This window comes from Nonomuraea sp. bgisy101 (assembly GCF_057708945.1).
The window spans coordinates 1-18,621 of sequence record NZ_JBYITD010000011.1; the positions used below are offsets into that span (position 1 = coordinate 1).

Below are 18,621 nucleotides of genomic sequence, written 5' to 3' on the forward strand. Positions count from 1 at the left end.
CCACACCGCGCCTCCACACCGCGCCGGCACAGTGCCGCAGGAGATCCCACGACCCCCCTGAGAGTCGTGGGCCTGGGGCTGGAGTGGGAGGAGGGATTGTGGCTGGGGGCGGCTGGCAGGAGGGGGGGACTGTCGGAGCGGTCGGCTACGTTGCCAGGCATGGATCTTCTTCTACATCTCCGACACGAATTGGGTGCCTTCCGAGCGTGCCTCGATGGTGATCTGTCGGTACCGATCGAGCATTGCGGCGACTGGACATTGCGCGAACTCGCCGAACACCTGGGGGGATCGAACCTGTGGGCGGCCAAAGCAGTGACGGAAAGGCGCGGCGACTACGTGCCGCCCGCGGCGCCGAAGGATCGTGCGGGGTTGGCTCGGTGGTTCGATGCGGCGTCGGACACGTTGCTCGAAGCGTTGGACACCGATCCGTCGACGGAGGCATGGACGTTCCACCCGCCGGAGACGGTCGGCTTCTGGCAGCGGCGCCGGTGCGTGGAGGCGTTGTTGCATCGCTGGGATGCCGAGCGGGCGATCGGTACGGCTCGGCCGTTCGATCCGGAGTTGGCAGGGGAGGGCGTGGCGGAGGTGTTCGAGGTGATGGCGCCGCGCCAGATCGTGCGGGGGCGAGCGCAGCTGCCCGACAAGGCGCTCCGGCTCGATGCCGCTGACATCGGCCGATCGTGGACGTATGGGCAGGGCGTGCCCGTTGCCAAGGTGTCGGGCACGGCGGAAGGATTGCTGCTGATGTTGTGGGGACGGATGTCGCCTGACGACGACGGCCTGGTGTGGGACGGCGATCGCGGCGCGGGGGAACATCTGCTGTCGGGTCCTCTGACCGCCTAGGGCTGTGACTGGGAAGGTTCACTGGGCCGGCACACACGCCTGACGCCATGAGCCTTTCCATCCTGGGTGAACTGGTGGAGGAGGACGGGGAGATCGCGGCTGCTTGGGTTACGCGGCAGCTTTGCCCAACTCAGTTGGACGTAAGCGCGCTGGTCCTAGCGGAGCCTGCGTGTGTTCATGGTCGATCAGAAGGCTGACAGCCGGTCGCCAGGCCTTGCTGGTACCGGCTCACCTGCGAGGCGGCGACATCTACGCCCGGTTGGCCATGGGAGAGCGAGCCGTGGCCACACTCACGACGCGGATGATCCTGGTTCGCCTGCGCTGTTGCCTTCACCGCGCGACCGGGATCATCCAGGCGATTCTCGTACTGCAAGCCGTCGAAGACGGTCGCCACTCAGGATGAGAACCTCCATCACGCGGCAGATCAAGTGTCGGTGCTCGGATATAGGGTCCGACGCGTGGACGAGGAGACAATCAGAACCCGTCGTGCCGTACATGCCTACGTTGACAGTGCCGAGCGACGTGATTGGGAGGGCTTTGGCGCTCTGCTTGCCGAGGACGTGGTGTATGAGATGCCACAGAGCCGTGAACGGATCCGTGGTAAGTCGGCCTTCCTCCAGTTCAACATGGAGTATCCCGGCGATTGGCACCTCCAGGTGCGGCAAGTGGTCGCTGACGGTCGCCAGGCGGCGGCGCTGATCGACGCGCGCGTCGGCGCCGAGCGTCAGGACGCGTGCGTGTGGTTCGAGATCTCCGACCAGGGATTGATCAGCCGGATCACCGATTACTGGCCAGAGCCGTACGATCCGCCGTCTGGTCGCGAGCATCTGGTGGAGCGCTGGTAAGCCCTCCACCACCCTTACCTGCTACGCCTCCTGCTACTCCGCGGCGAGCGTGCTGCGGTGTGGGGGCGTGCCGGACTCATGGAGGTTCGGACGGCGTGCGCGTGCGATGGCCGGACGGGCTCAAGGTGTGACGACTGGCGGCTCGGAGCGTAGGGGCCGGTCGGCTAGGGGGTGATGTGGAGGGTTCCGGAGAGGACGGTGACGGCTCGGCCGGCCAGGTCCACGCGGTCGCCGCGGACGGTGGTGCGGATGGTGCCGCCGCGGGCCGACAGTTGGCGGCCGACGAGCGATGCCCGGCCGAGGCGGGCCGACCAGAACGGGGCGAGGGCGCAGTGGGCCGAGCCGGTGACCGGGTCTTCGGGGACGCCGACGCGTGGGGCGAAGAATCGGGACACGTAGTCATACGAGACGGCGGGGGAGGATCCGACAGCAGGGCCGGCGGAGATCGGGTCCGGGGCGGGGGAGCCGGTTGGGCACGGGCCGGGGGCGGCGGCGCCTTCCGGGGCGGCGGAAGCCGGGGTTTCCGGGCCGCGGGCGGCGGCGCCTTCCAGGGCGGCGGGTGCCGGGGGTTCCGGGGTGGGCGCGGCGGCGCGGGCGGTGACGATGACGCCGCGGGCGTCGATCCTTTCGAGAGCGGCGATGTCGGGGTCGAGGGAGCGGACGGCCTCCTCGGATTCGAGCTCGACCAGCAGGTCCAACTGGCTGTGTCCGACGCCTACAACCGCAGCTCCAAGGGCCTTTTCCAGTCCGTCGGGAACTGTGGCAGGCGTCACTTCTTTGGCGGGGAAATCCATCGAGATGAGTCCGTCGTCGGAGCGATTGACGGTGAGGATTCCGCTCTTCGTCGTGAATTTGATCTCACCGGTGGCCGCTCCTGTGGAATAGAGCACATGGGCGGTGGCCAGGGTCGCGTGTCCGCACAGCGATACCTCGGCCACCGGGGTGAACCAGCGCAACGAATTACCGAGCAGGAACGCCGTCTCCGAGAGCCGCATCTCGGCGGCTACGGACTGCATCCAAGTGTCGGAAGCGCGTGACTCCAGGAGGCAGACAGCGGCAGGATTACCCTGGAATGCTGTGGGAGTGAAGGCGTCGACGGTGAACAGGCGCATGTCGTCGATGCTATAGGTGGCAGATATCCAGTCGAAACCAGGACGCTTGCCGTACAAAATGGAATAAGTGTTGGGCGTGTCGCATGGCGAACGCCAAAGAGTCGGTTACCGTCCAATGTGTAGGGACGTGCCGATTACGGTGAGTTCCTGAGGAAAGGACAAGCCGATGGGGGCAGTGCGCAAGGTGGTGAGCTACCTTGGCCTGGGCGGGATCGACCAATACGATGACGGATACGACGACGAGCAGTACGAAGACGAGTACATGCCGGCGTCGGAGCGTGCCGCGAAGCGGTGGCGGTCCACCGTCGAGTCGTCACGGATCGTGATGGTCCAGCCGCTGAAGTACAACGACGCACCGATGATCGGGCAGCATTTCCGCGAGGGCCAGACGGTCATCATGGATGTCACCGGCATGCCGATGCCGGAGGCCACCAGGATGGTCGACTTCGCGGCCGGGCTGGCTTACGGGTGCGAGGGTCGGATCGAGCGCATCGCGGACCGGGTGTTCCTCCTGGCGCCCGCGCATGTGGAGATCGAGAACACCTGACGTGTGTGACTGCGCGCCGGGCCGGCCTTGGGGAGGCTGGTCTGGCGCTTATGTCAGGTTCGGGCCAGGTGCGCTTTGTGGCGTGCCGCGTGACGCGGCCGGCTATGCGGCGCGGGGTCCGCGGCGGAGGAGCCGGGTGAGTTCGGCGGTGTCCTCTGCCGCCTGTTTGGCGCGGTCCTCCGCTTCGCGCGCGTAGGCGTGCAGCGCCCAGACGGCGCCGTCGGCGAGGTCTTTGAGTTCGGCCAGCCGCTGCTCGACGTATGCGGCGTCGGAGAGCTTGGCCTGCCGTAGCCGCCAGAGCCGCCATCCGCCCAGTCCCGCGAGGGCGGCGCCGAGGAGCGCGAACGGCCACCACAGGACGACGGCGGCCACGAGGAGCGCGACGGCCAGTCCCAGCGAGACGTAGGCGAGCCAGGGCAGCCCGCGGTCCGGCACGCCGTCGGCGATGATCTCGCGTTCGGCGTCGGCCATGGAGGTCGCGTCGGGGCCCTCGGGGTGGAGCACCAGCGGGTGGCCGAGCACCGGCACGGTGATCGCGTCGGGCGGCGCCAGCTCGGTGTCGGCGGCCAGGCCTTCGGCGACGCCGCGCAGGATGGGCGCGGCCACGTGCAGGGCGATGGCGGCCAGGTACGGATCGGAGCCGGGGCGTAGGTCGTCGAGCAGGTGACTGACGAGCGAGGCCATCGGCCCTGGGGCGCCGCCGAGGCCCGCCATCGAGCGTAGGACGGCCAGCGGTTCCTCCTCCGCCCACGCCGTGGCGGGAGTGGCGGCGGCGTTGATGAGCGGAGTGCGCGACTCGGAGTCGGCCTGCCTGGTCGACGTGATCTCGGTGCAGCGGGCGCGCAGCCTGGCGAGCCTGGCCGCGGCCTGGACGGGCTTGGCCAGCTCGGGGATCTCGGCGAGTTCGGGGAAGTCGACGAGTGCGGCGGGTACGACGACGGCGGGCTCGCCGGGGACGAGGGCCTGCAGCCATTCGCTGACCTCGGCGTGCTCGGGGATGGCGAGCGCGTCGAGCTTGCGCAGCACGAAGATCTTGCCGGCCGGGCCGTACGCGCCTCTGGCGGCGGCGAGCCACAGCGCGCGCTGGCCGTGGGTGACGGGCCGTTCGAGGGACAGCGCGCCGAAGGCGGTGCCGAGCCATGAGGCGTGGATGCGGTCGCCATGGCCGGCGACGGCCAGGGCGAGGCAGAGGAAGAGCGCGGTGTTCTGCTGGTCGCGAGTCGCCGCCTTGGTCAGCGGTTCGAGCGGGTCGTCGCCGGCGAGGATCGTGACGAGGGCCTGAACGGCGGGCGGCAGCCAGGACGAGCCGTCGTCCTGGAAGGTGGGGGCGGCCAGCGGCGTGGAGCTGTCGGCGGCGAGGTTGGCCAGCAGTGCCTCGACGTACCGGTGGAGCTCCGTGGTGGCCTGGGGGCTCGCGGTCAGATCCGTTGCCAAGGCAGAGAACTCCCCCAATATCGGCCTCACTTCATGACCGCGTAAAGCCTAGCCGGGGGGCGCGCCAACCTTGCGGAGGCGCGCCCATGGCTCACATGCGATCAGGTACGGGGACTCCCAGGAGGTCGAGGCCGGTTTCGAGCACCCGCAGGGTCAGCGCGCACAGGGCGAGCCTGGAGGCGCGGGTGTCGGCGTCGACCTCGTCCTTGAGGACCGGGCACTCCTCGTAGAAGGTGCTGAAGAGGCTGGCCGTCTCGAACAGGAAGGCGCCGAGCCGGTGCGGCTCGACCAGGTCGGCGACCTGGTCGACGACCGCGCCGAAGCCGAGCAGGTGCAGGGCGAGCGCGCGCTCGGCGGGTACGCCGAGGACGATCGGGCCGTGCGCGTTCTCGGGCTCGACGGCGGCCTTGCGGAAGATGGAGCGGATCCTGGCCGTGGCGTACTGCATGTAGGGACCGGTGTTGCCGGAGAAGCCGAGCATGCGGTCGAAGTCGAAGACGTACTCGCTGTCGTGGCTGATCGACAGGTCGGCGTACTTGACCGCGCCCATGCCCACCGCGTGGGCGATCTCGGCCTTGGTCTCGTCGTCGTAGCCGCGGTCGGCGATGGCCGCGGACGCGCGGTCGACGGCCTCCTGGAGCAGGTCCGTCAGCTTGACCGACTCGCCGGAGCGGGTCTTGAAGCGGCGGCCGTCCTTGCCGAGCATCATGCCGATCTGGACGTGCTCGGCGGAGACCGTGTCGGGCAGCCATCCGGCCTGCCTGGCGGCGGCGAAGACCATGCGGAAGTGGAGCGCCTGGTCGGCGCCGACGACGTAGAGGACGCGGTCGGCCTTGAGGTCGTCGACCCGGTAGCGGATCGCGGCCATGTCGGTCGAGGCGTAGCCGTAACCGCCGTCGCTCTTGCGGATGATCAGCGGGAGCGGCTTGTCGTCGGAGCCGGTGAACCCGGGCGGGAACAGGCAGAGCGCGCCCTCGCTCATGGTCGCGACGCCCATGGACTCCAGATCGTCGCAGGTCTTCTCGAGCATCGCGTTGTACATGCTCTCGCCCGCGATGTCGGCGTCGGTGAGCGTGACGCCGAGCATCGCGTAGACCTTGTCGAAGTAGCGGATGGTGGCGTCCATGAAGACGTGCCACAGCCGCATGGTCTCGGGGTCGCCCGACTGCAGCGTGGTGACCCGCTGCCGGGAGCGGGCCTTGAAGGACTCGTCGCTGTCGAACTGGGCGCGCGCCGCCTGGTAGTACTCGGTGCCCTGGCCGGCTTCGAGCTGGGCGACGGCGGCGTCCTCGCCGATGTCGAGCAGGTGCTCGATGAGCATGCCGAACGGCGTGCCCCAGTCGCCGAGGTGGTTCTGGCGGATGACGGTGCTGCCGAGATGTTCGTAGACGCGGGCCATGGCGTCGCCCACGATCGTGGTGCGCAGGTGGCCGACGTGCATCTCCTTGGCCGCGTTGGGCGCGGAGTAGTCGATCACCACGCGCTGGGGCGGCGTGGCGGTGCCGACGCCGGTGCGCGGGTCGGCGAGCATCTCGGCGGCCTGCTCGGTGACCCAGTCGTCGGACAGGGCGATGTTGAGGAAGCCGGGACCGCTGACCTCGACGGTGCCGGGGAAGTCGGCGAGCTGGTCGGCGATCTCCTGTGCGACCTCCCGCGGGGCTCGTCGCAGGCGCTTGGCCAGGCTCATCGCGACGTTCGCCTGGAAGTCGGCGAACTGGGAGGGCCGGATCAGCGGGTCTGCGTCGGCGTACTCGGGACCGAACGCGTGGGCCAGCGCCTGCTGGACGCGCTCGGTGAGCACTATCTGCGGGTCGGTCATGTTCTAAGGGTACCGGTGAGCTTGACCGCGATGCTGATGCCTGCCGCGGCCGCGGCGGAGATTCCGACGGCCGTCCAACCGCCCGTCCCGAGCTCGAAGAACGCGCGGGTGAAGGGGATGGCGAGCGCGAGGGCGAACAGCACCGCCATCGCGCCGACCAGCATGATCTTCCAGGCGTTGAGCGGCCTGGCGATGAGGACGAGCACCCACCAGGTGACGAGGAAGAGCGTGACGACCGCCGCGGTGCGGTCGCCGCCCGCGGCGGAGAAGGAGAGGATCACGCCGGCCCCGGTGATCAGCCCCGCCGGTACGGCGAAGCGGAGCACGCGCGGCACGAACCCCGGCAGGGACCGCTCGGCCGTGGGGCCGAGCGCGAGGAACAGGGCGGGGACGCCGATGGTCAGCGCGTTGACCAGGGTCGAGTGCCGGGGCGCGAACGGGAACACCATGCCGAGGACGCCGACCACGAGCGACAGCGCGATGGCGTAGAAGGTCTTGGTGAGGAAGAGGTTCGACACCCGCTCGATGTTGGCGAGCACCCTGCGCCCCTCGGCGACGACCTCCGGCAGCGAGGCGAACTTGTTGTCCAGCAGCACGACCTGGGCCACGGCCTTGGTGGCGGGGCTGCCCGCGCCCATCGCGATGCCGAGGTCGGCGTCCTTGAGCGCGAGCACGTCGTTGACGCCGTCGCCGGTCATCGCCACGGTGTGGCCGCGCGACTGGAGCGCCGCGACGAACAGCCTCTTCTGCTGCGGGGTGACCCTGCCGAAGACGGTGTGGCTCTCCAGGATCTCGGCGAGCTTCTCGTCGTCGTCCGAGGGGAGGGTCCTGGCGTCGACGGCCCTGTCGCCGCCGGGGATGTCGAGATAGGTGGCGATGGCCGACACCGCGTCGGGGTTGTCGCCGGAGATGACCTTGACGGTGACGCCCTGCTCGGCGAAGTACCTGAGCGTCTCGCGAGCGTCGGGCCTGATCCGCTGTTTGAGGGTGATCAGCGCGACGGGCTCCCTGTCCTCGGTACGGCAGAGCGCGACCACGCGGGCGCCGGTGGCGGCCAGCGTCGCGGCGGTGCCGTACTCCTGGGTGCCCGGTGGGAGCAGCACGTCGGGGGCGCCGAGCGACCAGGTGCCGTGGCCGTCGAAGGTGGCGCCGCTCCACTTGCGGGCCGACGAGAACGGCACGATGTCGGTGCTGGTCCAGCCGGGCGCCTCGGGGTAGCAGGCCTGGATGGCCTGGGCGGTGGCGTTGGGGCGAGGGTCGGCGTGGGCCAGCGCTGCGAGGGCGGAGTCGACGGGGGCGTCCTGGCGCAGTGGGATCACCTCGTCGACGTCCATGCCGCCGGCGGTGAGGGTGCCGGTCTTGTCGACGCACAGGACGTCCACTCTGGCCAGGCCTTCGATGGCGGGCAGTTCCTGGACGAGGGCGTCGCGCTGGCCGAGCCGTACGACGCCGACGGCGAAGGCGATGCTGGTCATCAGTACCAGGCCTTCGGGGATCATGGTGACGATGCCGGCGACGGCGCCGGTGATGGCCGAACCGAAGTCCTCGTTGTGGCGCAGCTGGCTGTAGATCAGCAGGGCGCCGATCGGGATGACCAGCCAGGTGATGTACTTGATGAACTTCGCGACGCCGTCGCGCAGGTCGGAGTGGGCGAGGGAGAACCTGCTGGCCTGCCGGGTGAGCACGGCGGCGTAGGCGTCCTCGCCGACCTTCGTCGCGACGAACGCGCCGGAGCCCGCGACGGCGAAGCTGCCGGACAGCATCTGATCGCCGGGCTTCTTGTGGACGGGGTCGGCCTCGCCGGTGAGCAGCGACTCGTCGATCTCCAGACCTTGGGCGGCGACGACCTCGCCGTCGACCAGCACCCGGTCGCCCGGTCCGAGCAGGATCACGTCGCCGAGCGCGATCTCCTCGGGGTGGACGAGCTCGTCCCTGCCGTCCCTCCTGACGGTGACGGGTGCCTCGTTCACCACGGCGAGCCTGTCGAGCGTGCGTTTGGCCCGGAGTTCCTGGACGATGCCGATCATCGAGTTGGCCACGATCACCAGGCCGAACAGGCTGTCCTGCCACTGACCGAAGATCAGGATGAGTGCCCACAGCACGCCGATCACCAGGTTGAAGAACGTGAAGACGTTGGCTCTGATGATCGCCGACAGCGATCGGCTCGTCCTGCGCGGGACGGTGTTCTTCTTGGCTACTGCCACCTGGGCAGATGTCAGGCCTTCCACGCGATCCCCCCGAATATCGTGGTAAAGATCACCATAGCCGGTGGGGACGGTGGCCTGCGGCCAGGCGTTCGCCGATGCGGCTGACGATGCCCCGGCGGGACAGGGTGGCGGCGAGCTGGCACGCGGCGCTGACGGCGGCCGCCTTGGCGGCGCCGTGGGCGATGACGACCGTGCCGTTCAGCCCGAGCAGGGCGGCGCCGCCGTACGCCTCGGAGTCGAGCCGGTGGGACAGCTCCCGCAGGCGGGCCCGCTGCATGAGGGCGCCCATCCTGGCGATCGTGCTGGTGTTGATGGATTCGCGCAGCTCGGTGAAGGCGTAGCGGACGGCACCCTCCATGGTCTTGAGCGCGACGTTGCCGGTGAAGCCGTCGGTCACGATGACGTCGGCCTCGCCGGTCAGCAGGTCGTGGCCCTCGATGTTGCCGAGGAAGTCGATGCCGGGGGCGGCACGCAGCAACTCGTGCGCGCGCTTGACGAGCTTGGTGCCCTTCTCGGGTTCGGAGCCGATGGTGAGCAGGCCGACGCGGGGGTCGCGGACGTCGTAGGCGGTTTCGGCGTAGGCGGAGCCCAGGTGCGCGAACTGCACCAGCATCTCCGGCTTGACCTCGGCGTTGGCGCCGGCGTCGAGCAGGATCGTGGGCCTGGGCCTGGTGGGGAGGGCGACGGCGAGGGCGGGCCTGAGCACCGACTGCTGGGCCTTGAGCCGGAGCTTGCCGGTGGCGACGACGCCGCCGGTCGAACCGGCCGACACCACGGCGGAGGCGTCGCCCCGCCTGAGCAGGTGGCAGGCGACCGCGATGCTGGAGCGGGGACGGCGCAGGCTGGCGAGCGCGCCCTCGTCCATGGCGAGAGCCTCCTCGGCCCGCACGATCGGGATCTCGGAGGTGGCGTCGTGGTCGGCCAGCGACTCGTAGAGCACGCGCGGCGAGCCGACCAGGACGATCGGCAGGCCGCGCTCCCTGACCGCGTGCACGGCGCCGGCCACGATCTCGTATGGCGCGTGGTCGCCGCCCATGGCGTCGAGCGCTATCGGCGGTTCGGGCTCTGGCACAGTTCGAATCGTATGGTTGTTATGCCAGGTTCCAGTCAGTGACCCCTCGGGCCACGATGACCTTGGCGAACATGGATCGTCCCGTGACCCGGATCAGCGGGCCGTCGCCGCCCGATCCGCCCGAGACGTTGCGCTTGCCGAACATCGACGCGCCCTCGTCGATGACGTGTGCGTTCTCGGGGACTCTGATGATCATTTTGCTGAAGCGGGCGTCGGCCTCGATCGTGATCTCCCTGCCGGGCAGGACGGCGTCGGACAGGTCCATGATGAGGGCGCCGAAGGTGGCGCTCAGCCTGGTGTGCCGTGAGGCCACCCAGCGGCCCTTGCGGATGACCTTGCTGAAGACCGCGTTCACGGTCTGCTGTTCGACCAGCGCGGGTCTGGCGGAGGTCGCGATGTCGGGGAGGTCGTGGGTGATGGGGACGAGCTCGCCGACGGTCTTGGCCGTGTAGGCGGCCTCGAGGCGGTCGGCGTGCTCGACGCTGGTGAGTCGGCCGGTGGCGAGGGCCTCCCCGAGGACGGCTGCGACGCGGTCGCGGTCGGCGTCGGAGGCTCGCATTGCTGCGTCGTCGGTCACAATCCGCCAGTGTATGTCCCTTCGCGATATGTCGCGAGTGACCGAAGCTCGGCAGAAACTTGGGTTTCTGTGGAACCAGAACGTGTCCTGGCCGCGTCCGGGTATAAGAGCCCCTAGACGCGCGACAGGGTTCACAGGTTTACATCCGATCGAACAAAAAAGATGGGAAAGGCCTAGTGATCTTGAACCAAGCGGGAACGCGACGCTTCAAGGCCTACACCTCCAAGCATCTGGACGAGCTCCTTCTCCGGGCGGGCCTCGACGAGACCCAGCGGCTGAAGGTGAGGGCGGTGGCGACAGTCTTGCCCTTTCGGACCAACGCCTACGTCGTGGATGAACTCATCGACTGGTCGGCCGCGCCCGACGACCCTATCTACCGCCTGGTCTTCCCGCAGGCGGACATGCTGCCGAGCCCCGATGTGGACAGGCTCGCCGACCTGCTGAAGGCCGAGGCGCCGAACGCGGAGATCCAGGCCGAGGCCAACCGGGTGCGAATGAAGCTCAACCCGCATCCGGCGGGGCAGCTCTCTCTCAACGTGCCGCGCATCGGCAAGGAGCCCGTGCCGGGCATGCAGCACAAATATCCCGAAACCGTACTCTTCTTCCCTAAGCAGGGGCAGACGTGTCACGCCTACTGCACCTACTGCTTCAGGTGGGCGCAGTTCGTGGGCGACGCGGACCTGAAGTTCGCCTCCGACGACGTCGAACAGCTCGTGGCCTACCTGGGCGAGCATCCTGAGGTCACGAGCGTGCTGCTGACCGGCGGCGACCCGATGATCATGGGCGAGTCCGTGCTCAGGCGCTACGTCGAGCCGCTGCTCGAGGTCGAGCAGCTGGAGTCGATCCGGATAGGCACCAAGTCCCTGGCCTACTGGCCGCAGCGCTTCACCACCGATCCCGACGCCGACGACACGCTGCGCCTGTTCGAGCAGGTGGTCGAGGCGGGCAAGAACCTCGCGTTCATGTCCCACTTCTCCCACCCGCGCGAACTGGCGTCGCCGCTGGTCTCGCAGGCGGTCTCCCGCATCCTCGGCTCAGGGGCGACCATCCGCACGCAGGCGCCGCTGATCAGGTCCATCAACGACGATCCCGAGGTGTGGTCGTCGATGTGGCGGCAGCAGCTCGGGATGGGGATGATCCCCTACTACATGTTCGTCGAGCGGGACACGGGTCCCCAGGACTACTTCGCCGTGCCGCTCGCCCAGGCGTACGAGGTCTTCAGGGACGCCTACGCCTCGGTGTCGGGGCTCTGCCGTACGGTGCGGGGGCCTTCGATGTCCGCGACGCCCGGCAAGGTCTGTGTCGACGGCGTCACCGAGATCGCGGGGCAGAAGGTCTTCGTGCTCCACCTCATCCAGTCGCGGGACCCCTCGTTGGTCGGCAGGCCGTTCTTCGCCCGCTATGACCCGCAGGCCGCGTGGCTGACGGACCTGCGGCCGGCCTTCGCCGATCGCTTCCCGTGGGAGACGGCCGCGCAGGAAGCTCTCCTGTCGGCCTGAGCGGTCAAGCGGATATCCAGCAACAGAAAAATCTGAACCCCCGGCCCGGGACATTTGTTTTCCGAGCCGTTGTACCGGGCCGGTGGGACTCCATTGATCGACTGACTGGGCGTCGGGGGAATATCCGAAATCCACCCTCCCCATGTCCGGACTTGTCAGCCGCCCGCTTGATCCCAAGCTGGAGCCCCAGCAACGGTGGCCTCCGGGTTTCACGGCGATCCCGCCCGCTCGAGGTGGTGATAGAACTGCCTCGGTAGCTCAGTCGGGCGGTGCGCGCTCCGTATGGCGCCATAGCGCGCACGCCGGCTTTCGGGGGACTTCGAATCGCGATTCGAATGGCGAACAACGCGAATCGAATAAGAGCCGGGAAGGCAATCATGAACCGTATTATCAAGGCGGCGGTAGCCGTCGCCATTTGCGGGCTCGCCGCGGCCGTGGCCGTGCCCGCCCAGGCCGACAACTCCTACCGCTCCGCCGGGGGAGGCATCGACGTGTCCTTCTCCGGAACGGACGCGACGGCAGGGCTCCGCCACAGCGCAGTGGTCACCGACGGTGTACGGGTGGTCTCGGAGAACGGCATCGACGGAACCGGCCCGGTGGCCGGGAGCGGCGTCCTCCTCAACGGTCACGAGGTCCCTGTGGCCTCGCACGGCCTCGATCTCGACGGGCCCATGGACTCGGTCGACCGGCTCCTCCAGGCGGTCATGAAGGGCAGCCCGAGCGAGGTCGTCCGCGCTTCGATGCCGGAGGACAGCGTCGCGGCCGAGCTGTTCGGTGTCGCGGACCGCCAGGACGCCGCCAGCAGCTCCAGCTCCAGCAGCTCCAGCTCCAGCAGCTCGTCCAGCTCGACCTCTCCCGCCGACCGGGGCACCTTCCTGGGCCTGAGGGAGCAGGAGGCGGCCTCGCACGGCGCCGTCGAGCCGGTCCAGACCGAGGCGGAAAGGGTCGAGCTGGCACCCGCGGTCCGCGAGGCGACGCCGGCCGAGGCCGCGCCGGTCATGGAGTCGCTGCCCGGCCTCGTGGGCGCCCTCTCCATCGACGAGATCGCCCCGCTCGTCGATGCCGCCACCGACGTCGTCGACAACAACGCCAACAGGGGGATCAGCTCGGCCAGCGAGACGCAGGGCGCGGTCACCGAGTCGGTCGCTCAGACGACCGACCTCGCCGCCCAGCACTGACATCGGAGGGCGCGCGCCGCGACGGGCCGTACGGTGCCCATGGCTCGCCGCGCGATGGCTCCCCTGGGGCGTCGCATCCAGCACACCTGACCGCGGGCACGATCCTCTCCGGAGCTTGGCGGGACCGGGACCGCGCGTCAGAGCCTGTGCGGATGGATGCGACCCCGTACGGCAAGCCACGCCGAGCGCCTCCCCATGTGCGTGGCAGGGGCCTGTCGAAGGGACGCTCCCCGTGAGTGTCCCTTCCGCGCCGCAACGGCGCCCGTGACACCATGAAGCCTTCGACGACGATGGGACGGACGTCGGGCAGGCGAGCGTGGTGATCGCGAGATGGGAAAGAAGCGGCGGCCCCGGGCGGGCCGACTCGGCCGGCGGGCGTGGGCCATGGGCTCACGGGACGGACCACCTGCCGATCGGCGCACCCGATGGCCGCGGCTTCCTCCTTCCTCGACGTACTTCCGCGACATGGTGATCATGGTCGGCTTCACGAGACCGGTGGCCTGGTTCAGGCCACCGGTCTCGTCATGTGCGGGGTCTGCGGCCCGGCCCTCGGCGGTGGAGGGGCGCGGGTGTCGGTCAGGTGATGCGGACGCCCGTGCGACGGGCGATCTGGGCCTGAAGCCTGGCCATCTGCCAGTGCAGCTCGATCAGTTGCTCGGCGAGCTCGGCCCTGGGGATCTCGGACGGATCCTCGATGGCCAGGTGGTCAATCGCGGTCGACAGCTCTCGCATCGCGCGCCCCCACTCCATCATGTTCCTCAGCTCGAAACAGCGTTCGAATCATATCGGAACGGCGATGGCGGTGTCAGGCCTTTGCCTCCTGAGTCGCTCAGGTTTCGTACACAGGTGCGATAAAGCCTCTGGCCAGCGTGTTCGCGGTGATGTTGAAGCCGACGACCGCCGCGGGAGCGTCGGCGTCGACGCCCAGCGACTCGACGCCGAGCGCGTGCACGGCGAACAGGTACCGGTGCGGGTGGCCGGGAGGCGGTGCGGCGCCGCCGTACGCCTTGGTGCCGAAGTCGTTGCGCGCCTGGGTGCCGAGCTTGGCGTCGGCGGCGCCCGCGCCCGTGGGCAGTTCGGTGACGTCGGCGGGGACGTCGAACAGGAGCCAGTGCCAGAAGCCGCTGCCCGTGGGGGCGTCGGGGTCGTAGCAGGTGACGGCGTAGCTCCTGGTGCCCTCGGGGGCGCCGGACCAGCGCAGGTGCGGTGAGAGGTTCTGGCCCGTCATGCCCCAGTCGTCGAACACGTGGGCGTCGGGGAGGCGCTCTCCGTCGCGGACGTCATCGCTCTCGACGGTCAGGGCGGGGACTTCGGGCAGGAAGTCATAGGGGATAGGTGGCCTTGCGGGCAAGATGCACCTCCGGTGAGTTCGGGCTTACCTTCCCCATCTTCCACCCGGGCGGGGGCGGAGACGATGATCGGCATCCCGGTGTCACCGGAGAGGCTGCGGGGCCGTGCTCTCCGGCCCCGAGGGTCAGCCCTTGTTGTAGGCGGCGATGACCTCTTTGGGATCGCCGTCCATCCTGATCTTGCCCTTGTGCAGCCAGATGACCCTGTTGCAGGTCTCCTCGATCACCTTGAGATCGTGGGCTACCAGGAACACCGTGCCGGCGGACTCGCGGATCTGCTTGATCCGCTTCTCGCTCTTCTTGCGGAACTCCCTGTCGCCTGTGGCCAGCGCCTCGTCGATCAGGAGCACGTCGTGCGTCTTGGCCGAGGAGATGGCGAAGCGCAGCCGGGCGCCCATGCCGGAGGAGTAGGTGGACATGGGCAGTTGCACGAACTCCCCGATGCCGGAGAAGTCGACGATCTCGTCGTACGCCTCCTTGACCTGCCCGGGGGTCATGCCCATGGCGTAGCAGCCGAGCACGATATTGCGCTCGCCGGTCAGCTCGCGCATGAGGGCCGCGTTGACGCCGAGCAGTGACGGCTGGCCGTCGGTGTAGACGGCGCCCTCGTGCGGCGGCAGCAGGCCCGCGATGGCCCGCAGGAGCGTCGACTTGCCCGAGCCGTTGCGGCCCACGATGCCGATGGCGTCGCCGTGGTAGGCCACGAAGGTCACGCCCTTGACGGCGTGGACCTCCTTCATCTGCGGCCGCCCCTGGCGCTTCACGAGGCGCATGAGGGCGTTGACCGCGTTGCCCTTCTCGTGGTCCGAGGTGGCACCGTAGACGCGGTAGACGATGTGGAGGTCGTCGACGATGACGGTCGGCGTACCCGTCGTGGGAGCGGGAGGCTCCGGGTTGGGGTGCACCCTGACGTCCTTGTCGGGGACGCCGGGCTCCTCAGCCTTCACTTGGGACAGCTCCTCCGTCAGCTCAGCCACGGCCGTACCTCTCCTCGGCGCGCCAGAAGTACCAGAAGCCGAAGGCGAGTGCGAACACCGCCCAGAATACGCAGCTCATCCAAGCCCACGTCGGCACGGGGTGGCCAGGGATCAGGATGTCGCGCATGAACTCGATGTAGGAGGCGGCCGGGTTCGCGTACATGACGTTGGCCACCCACTGGGGCAGTTTCGCGGCGCCGACCACCTTCTCCTGGATGGAGAAGAACACACCGGAGGCGTAGAGCCAGGTGCGCATGATGAAGGGCAGCAGCTGGTTCATGTCGCGCATGGAGGAGCCGACGCGGGCCATGACGAGGCTCGCCCCGACATTGAACATCGTCTGCAACACCAGCACGACGGGGATCATCAGCCAGAACCACGTGGGGAACTCACCCGTGGCCACGACGATCGCGAGCAGGATGCCCATGGAGATGGCGAGCTGCTGGAGCTCCTGGATCGTGTACGCCAGGGGCAGCGCGGCCCGGGGGAAGTGGAGCGCCCTGATCAGCGAGAGGTTGCCGGAGATCGACTTGGCGCCCGCCGTCACCGACCGCTGCGTGTAGGTGAAGACGAACATCCCCGTCAGCAGGAAGGCGGGGTAGTTGTGGATGTTGCCCTTGCCGCCCAGGATGAGGCCGAACATCACGTAGTAGATGCCGGCGTTCAGCAGCGGTGTGAGCACCTGCCACAGCTGGCCGAGCGCCGAGCTGCTGTACTTCGAGACGTTGCGCGAGGTCGCGTACGTCATGATGAAGTGCCGCCGCTCCCACAACTGGCGCAGGTAGGCGGGGAACCTCGGTCGTGCGATGGCACGACGAAGCCCGTATCGCTTGGCGAGCTTGCTCAGCGGCTCCCCGCTGCGGCCGCCCGCCTGGGCGTCCGCGACAGCGGATTCCGGCTGGCTCATGGCATGGACTCTATTGGATCCAGGTAGGTGAGGTGCTTCGGGCGGCGGTTTGCCACAGAGACTTGGACGTCGTCTTGGGGGAGACGGGTTCCAGGTGCCTCCCAAGACTTGGTCAACGGTAGCCCAGGAGCGCTCGCGGTGTGAGCGCGGTGAGAGCACTGTCCGATGAGGTGTAATTTGACTCGACAGTTCAGGCGCCTTACTCATCCCCTTGTGACCGGTTTGTCCCCATAAAGGGTTCCCTTCGGCCGGTGGGCGGATGGGTGTGACGCCGAGCGCGCAGACGTGTGACCGAACTGCAATGTGCCAGAGACTCGCTGGTGGCAAGTAGTGAGGGATAGTCGCGATCGACTGGCAGGGCGTCAGCTGGTTTGACCATGTCAGCCAAACCCGGGGGATTGACAAGGACCCTCCGTCAGGCTGCCTAGGACTTCGCAGCTCAGCGCTTACGCCCACCTGTAGAGGGAGGAAAATCTACTAATGCGTGTTACTAAGGGCGCACAGATCGTCGCCGGTACCGCGCTGCTGGCCGTCGCAGTCGCCGCGTGTGGTAGCGGCGGCGGTGGGACGGCCGGCAACGACAAGGGCAGCGGATCCTCAGCCAAGCCGGTCACGGTTGATATCGCCAAGCCCCAGCACGAGCTGAGCCCCATCAACACCAATGACACCAGTGGTGCCGAGGTGCTGAACGCGCTGTTCGTCGGCCTTGTCGACTACGACAAGGACAAGAACGTGATCCTTCGTGGCGCGGAGTCCATCGAGCCTGACGCCGAGTCCAAGGTCTGGACGATCAAGCTGAAGGACGGCTACAAGTTCCACAACGGCGAGGCCGTCACCGCCAAGAGCTACGTCGACGCGTGGAACGCCGCCGCCTACGGCCCCAACGTCCAGGAAGGCGGCCACTTCTTCTCCGCCGTCCAGGGCTACGAGGACGTCGCCCCCGCCGACCCCGACGGCGAGGAGGGCCCGCAGAAGGCCCCCGAGCCCAAGGCCAAGACCCTCGCGGGCCTCAAGGTCGTCGACGACAAGACCTTCACCGTCACGCTGGCGCACTCCTACTCCGGCTTCAAGACGATGCTCGGCTACACCACCTTCATGCCGATGCCCTCCGTCGCCTTCGACGGCAACGGTGGCATCAAGAAGGAGTTCGGCGAGAGCCCCGTCGGCAACGGCCCCTTCAAGATGGCCAAGCCGTTCAAGCTCGCGACGGACACCACCATCTCCGTCGTGCGCTACGACGAGTTCGTCGAGGGCAAGGCGAAGATCGACGCGGTCGACTTCAAGATCTCCAGCGACAAGGGCACCTCGTGGAACGAGCTGCGCGCCGGCAACCTGGACATCATGGACCAGCTGCCGCCCGAGGCCATCGCCACAGCCAAGCAGGAGCTGGGTGACCGCTACATCGAGCAGGCGTCCTCCGGTGTGGGCTACTTCGGCTTCAACACCAAGAACGGCGAGGCGTGGGCCAAGAACGTCGAGCTGCGCAAGGCCGTCTCGATGGCCATCGACAGGAAGACCATCACGGAGCAGGTCTTCTCCGGCACCCGCGTGCCGGCCGACGACTTCGTCAGCCCCGTCGTGGCCGGCTACCGCAAGGGCGCCTGCGACGCGTGCGTCTACGACCCCGCCAAGGCCAAGGAGCTGTGGGAGAAGAACGGTGGCGGCAAGGGCCCCATCACCCTCTCCTACAACGGTGACGGCGGCCACAAGGAGTGGATCGAGGCCGCCGCCAACAACCTGCGCCAGAACCTGGGCGTCGACGTGAAGGCCGAGCCCTACGAGTCCTTCGCGTCCATCCTGGACGAGCTGGACAAGGGCAAGGTCGGCGGTGCCTTCCGCATGGCCTGGATCATGGACTACCCGTCCATCGAGAACTACCTCCGCCCGATCTTCGGCACCGGCGGTAGCTCCAACCACGGCCGCTACTCGAACAAGGACTTCGACGACCTGCTCGTCCAGGGCGACTCCGCCAAGAGCGACCAGGAAGGCGTCAAGCTCTACCAGCAGGCCGCTGACATGCTGGTGAAGGACATGCCGTACGTGCCGGTGTACTTCTACCAGACCAACGGTGGTTACTCGCAGAACGTCAAGAACGTGACCATCGACCCGTTCGAGCGGATCGACCTCGCCAAGGTCGAGCGGGCTTCCTGACCATGACCCGCACTCTCCGGTAGGCGTCCACCAGATGCCTGCCGGAGGGGCCCTGACAACTGAGGGCAGCCCGGGAGGTTGCCGGGCTGCCCTTCGCAATGATC

The 18,621-nt window shown here is 68.3% G+C and carries 16 protein-coding genes and 1 pseudogene; 7 read left to right on the top strand and 10 right to left on the bottom strand.

The features are described from left to right. Positions 1-159: 159 nt before the first annotated feature. The 3 genes and pseudogenes from AC3EO4_RS21545 (at position 160) to AC3EO4_RS21555 (ending at position 1,688) form a co-directional block, all read left to right on the top strand. Positions 160-843, top strand: a complete 684-nt coding sequence (locus AC3EO4_RS21545) for a maleylpyruvate isomerase family mycothiol-dependent enzyme (protein WP_431897357.1) — start codon at positions 160-162, stop codon at positions 841-843. A gap of 250 nt (positions 844-1,093) precedes the next feature. Continuing rightward, a pseudogene (locus AC3EO4_RS21550) lies at positions 1,094-1,246 on the top strand (IS5/IS1182 family transposase); the annotation flags it as partial. A gap of 55 nt (positions 1,247-1,301) precedes the next feature. Next, on the top strand, positions 1,302-1,688 hold the full coding sequence (locus AC3EO4_RS21555; RefSeq protein WP_379581212.1) for a nuclear transport factor 2 family protein: 387 nt from the start codon (positions 1,302-1,304) through the stop codon (positions 1,686-1,688). A gap of 164 nt (positions 1,689-1,852) precedes the next feature. Here AC3EO4_RS21555 and AC3EO4_RS21560 read toward each other — a convergent pair whose 3' ends face one another. Continuing rightward, positions 1,853-2,800, bottom strand: coding sequence for a PhzF family phenazine biosynthesis protein (locus AC3EO4_RS21560; protein ID WP_431897359.1), 948 nt, complete (start codon positions 2,798-2,800; stop codon positions 1,853-1,855). A gap of 166 nt (positions 2,801-2,966) precedes the next feature. Between AC3EO4_RS21560 and AC3EO4_RS21565 the strand changes: the two genes are divergently transcribed. After that, entirely contained in the window at positions 2,967-3,347 is a 381-nt protein-coding gene (locus AC3EO4_RS21565; protein ID WP_379581214.1) for a cell division protein SepF, read from the top strand. Between the two features lie 102 nt (positions 3,348-3,449). On the opposite strand, the gene AC3EO4_RS21570 is transcribed toward AC3EO4_RS21565, so the two are convergent. The 5 genes from AC3EO4_RS21570 to AC3EO4_RS21590 form a co-directional block, all read right to left on the bottom strand. Continuing rightward, positions 3,450-4,781, bottom strand: coding sequence for a hypothetical protein (locus AC3EO4_RS21570; protein ID WP_379581215.1), 1,332 nt, complete (start codon positions 4,779-4,781; stop codon positions 3,450-3,452). Positions 4,782-4,872: 91 nt separating this feature from the next. Continuing rightward, on the bottom strand, positions 4,873-6,600 hold the full coding sequence (gene argS, locus AC3EO4_RS21575; protein ID WP_379581216.1) for an arginine--tRNA ligase: 1,728 nt from the start codon (positions 6,598-6,600) through the stop codon (positions 4,873-4,875). Beyond that, complete coding sequence (locus tag AC3EO4_RS21580; protein WP_431897362.1) at positions 6,597-8,804, bottom strand: HAD-IC family P-type ATPase; 2,208 nt, start codon at positions 8,802-8,804, stop codon at positions 6,597-6,599. The genes argS and AC3EO4_RS21580 overlap by 4 nt, the downstream gene beginning before the upstream one ends. Positions 8,805-8,856: 52 nt before the next feature. After that, the gene (gene plsX / locus AC3EO4_RS21585) at positions 8,857-9,843 is read right to left on the bottom strand and encodes a phosphate acyltransferase PlsX (protein WP_379581473.1); all 987 of its coding nucleotides are present in this window, start codon (positions 9,841-9,843) and stop codon (positions 8,857-8,859) included. A gap of 55 nt (positions 9,844-9,898) precedes the next feature. Then, on the bottom strand, positions 9,899-10,456 hold the full coding sequence (locus AC3EO4_RS21590; RefSeq protein ID WP_379581218.1) for a DUF1707 SHOCT-like domain-containing protein: 558 nt from the start codon (positions 10,454-10,456) through the stop codon (positions 9,899-9,901). A gap of 176 nt (positions 10,457-10,632) precedes the next feature. On the opposite strand from AC3EO4_RS21590, the gene AC3EO4_RS21595 reads away from it, so the two are divergent. Together AC3EO4_RS21595 and AC3EO4_RS21600 are read left to right on the top strand one after the other, a co-directional pair. Then, positions 10,633-11,955: a KamA family radical SAM protein gene (locus AC3EO4_RS21595; protein ID WP_379581219.1), complete on the top strand. Its 1,323-nt coding sequence runs from the start codon at positions 10,633-10,635 to the stop codon at positions 11,953-11,955. Between the two features lie 377 nt (positions 11,956-12,332). Beyond that, positions 12,333-13,133 carry a hypothetical protein gene (locus tag AC3EO4_RS21600; RefSeq protein ID WP_431897364.1) on the top strand — a complete coding sequence of 267 codons (801 nt, stop codon included), beginning with the start codon at positions 12,333-12,335 and terminating at the stop codon, positions 13,131-13,133. A 576-nt stretch (positions 13,134-13,709) separates the two neighbouring features. Here the strand turns inward: AC3EO4_RS21600 and AC3EO4_RS21605 are convergent. From AC3EO4_RS21605 to AC3EO4_RS21620, 4 genes are all read right to left on the bottom strand, one after another. Then, complete coding sequence (locus AC3EO4_RS21605; RefSeq protein WP_192781480.1) at positions 13,710-13,865, bottom strand: hypothetical protein; 156 nt, start codon at positions 13,863-13,865, stop codon at positions 13,710-13,712. A 97-nt stretch (positions 13,866-13,962) separates the two neighbouring features. Next, positions 13,963-14,484, bottom strand: coding sequence for a YbhB/YbcL family Raf kinase inhibitor-like protein (locus AC3EO4_RS21610; RefSeq protein ID WP_379581221.1), 522 nt, complete (start codon positions 14,482-14,484; stop codon positions 13,963-13,965). Positions 14,485-14,607: 123 nt separating this feature from the next. Then, a complete protein-coding gene (locus AC3EO4_RS21615) occupies positions 14,608-15,459 on the bottom strand; it encodes an ABC transporter ATP-binding protein (RefSeq protein WP_379581222.1) in 852 nt (283 codons plus the stop codon). Further along, complete coding sequence (locus AC3EO4_RS21620) at positions 15,452-16,366, bottom strand: ABC transporter permease (RefSeq protein ID WP_379581223.1); 915 nt, start codon at positions 16,364-16,366, stop codon at positions 15,452-15,454. The genes AC3EO4_RS21615 and AC3EO4_RS21620 overlap by 8 nt, the downstream gene beginning before the upstream one ends. A 480-nt stretch (positions 16,367-16,846) precedes the next feature. Between AC3EO4_RS21620 and AC3EO4_RS21625 the strand changes: the two genes are divergently transcribed. After that, the gene (locus tag AC3EO4_RS21625) at positions 16,847-18,517 is read left to right on the top strand and encodes a peptide ABC transporter substrate-binding protein (RefSeq protein WP_379581224.1); all 1,671 of its coding nucleotides are present in this window, start codon (positions 16,847-16,849) and stop codon (positions 18,515-18,517) included. Positions 18,518-18,621: the final 104 nt, after the last annotated feature.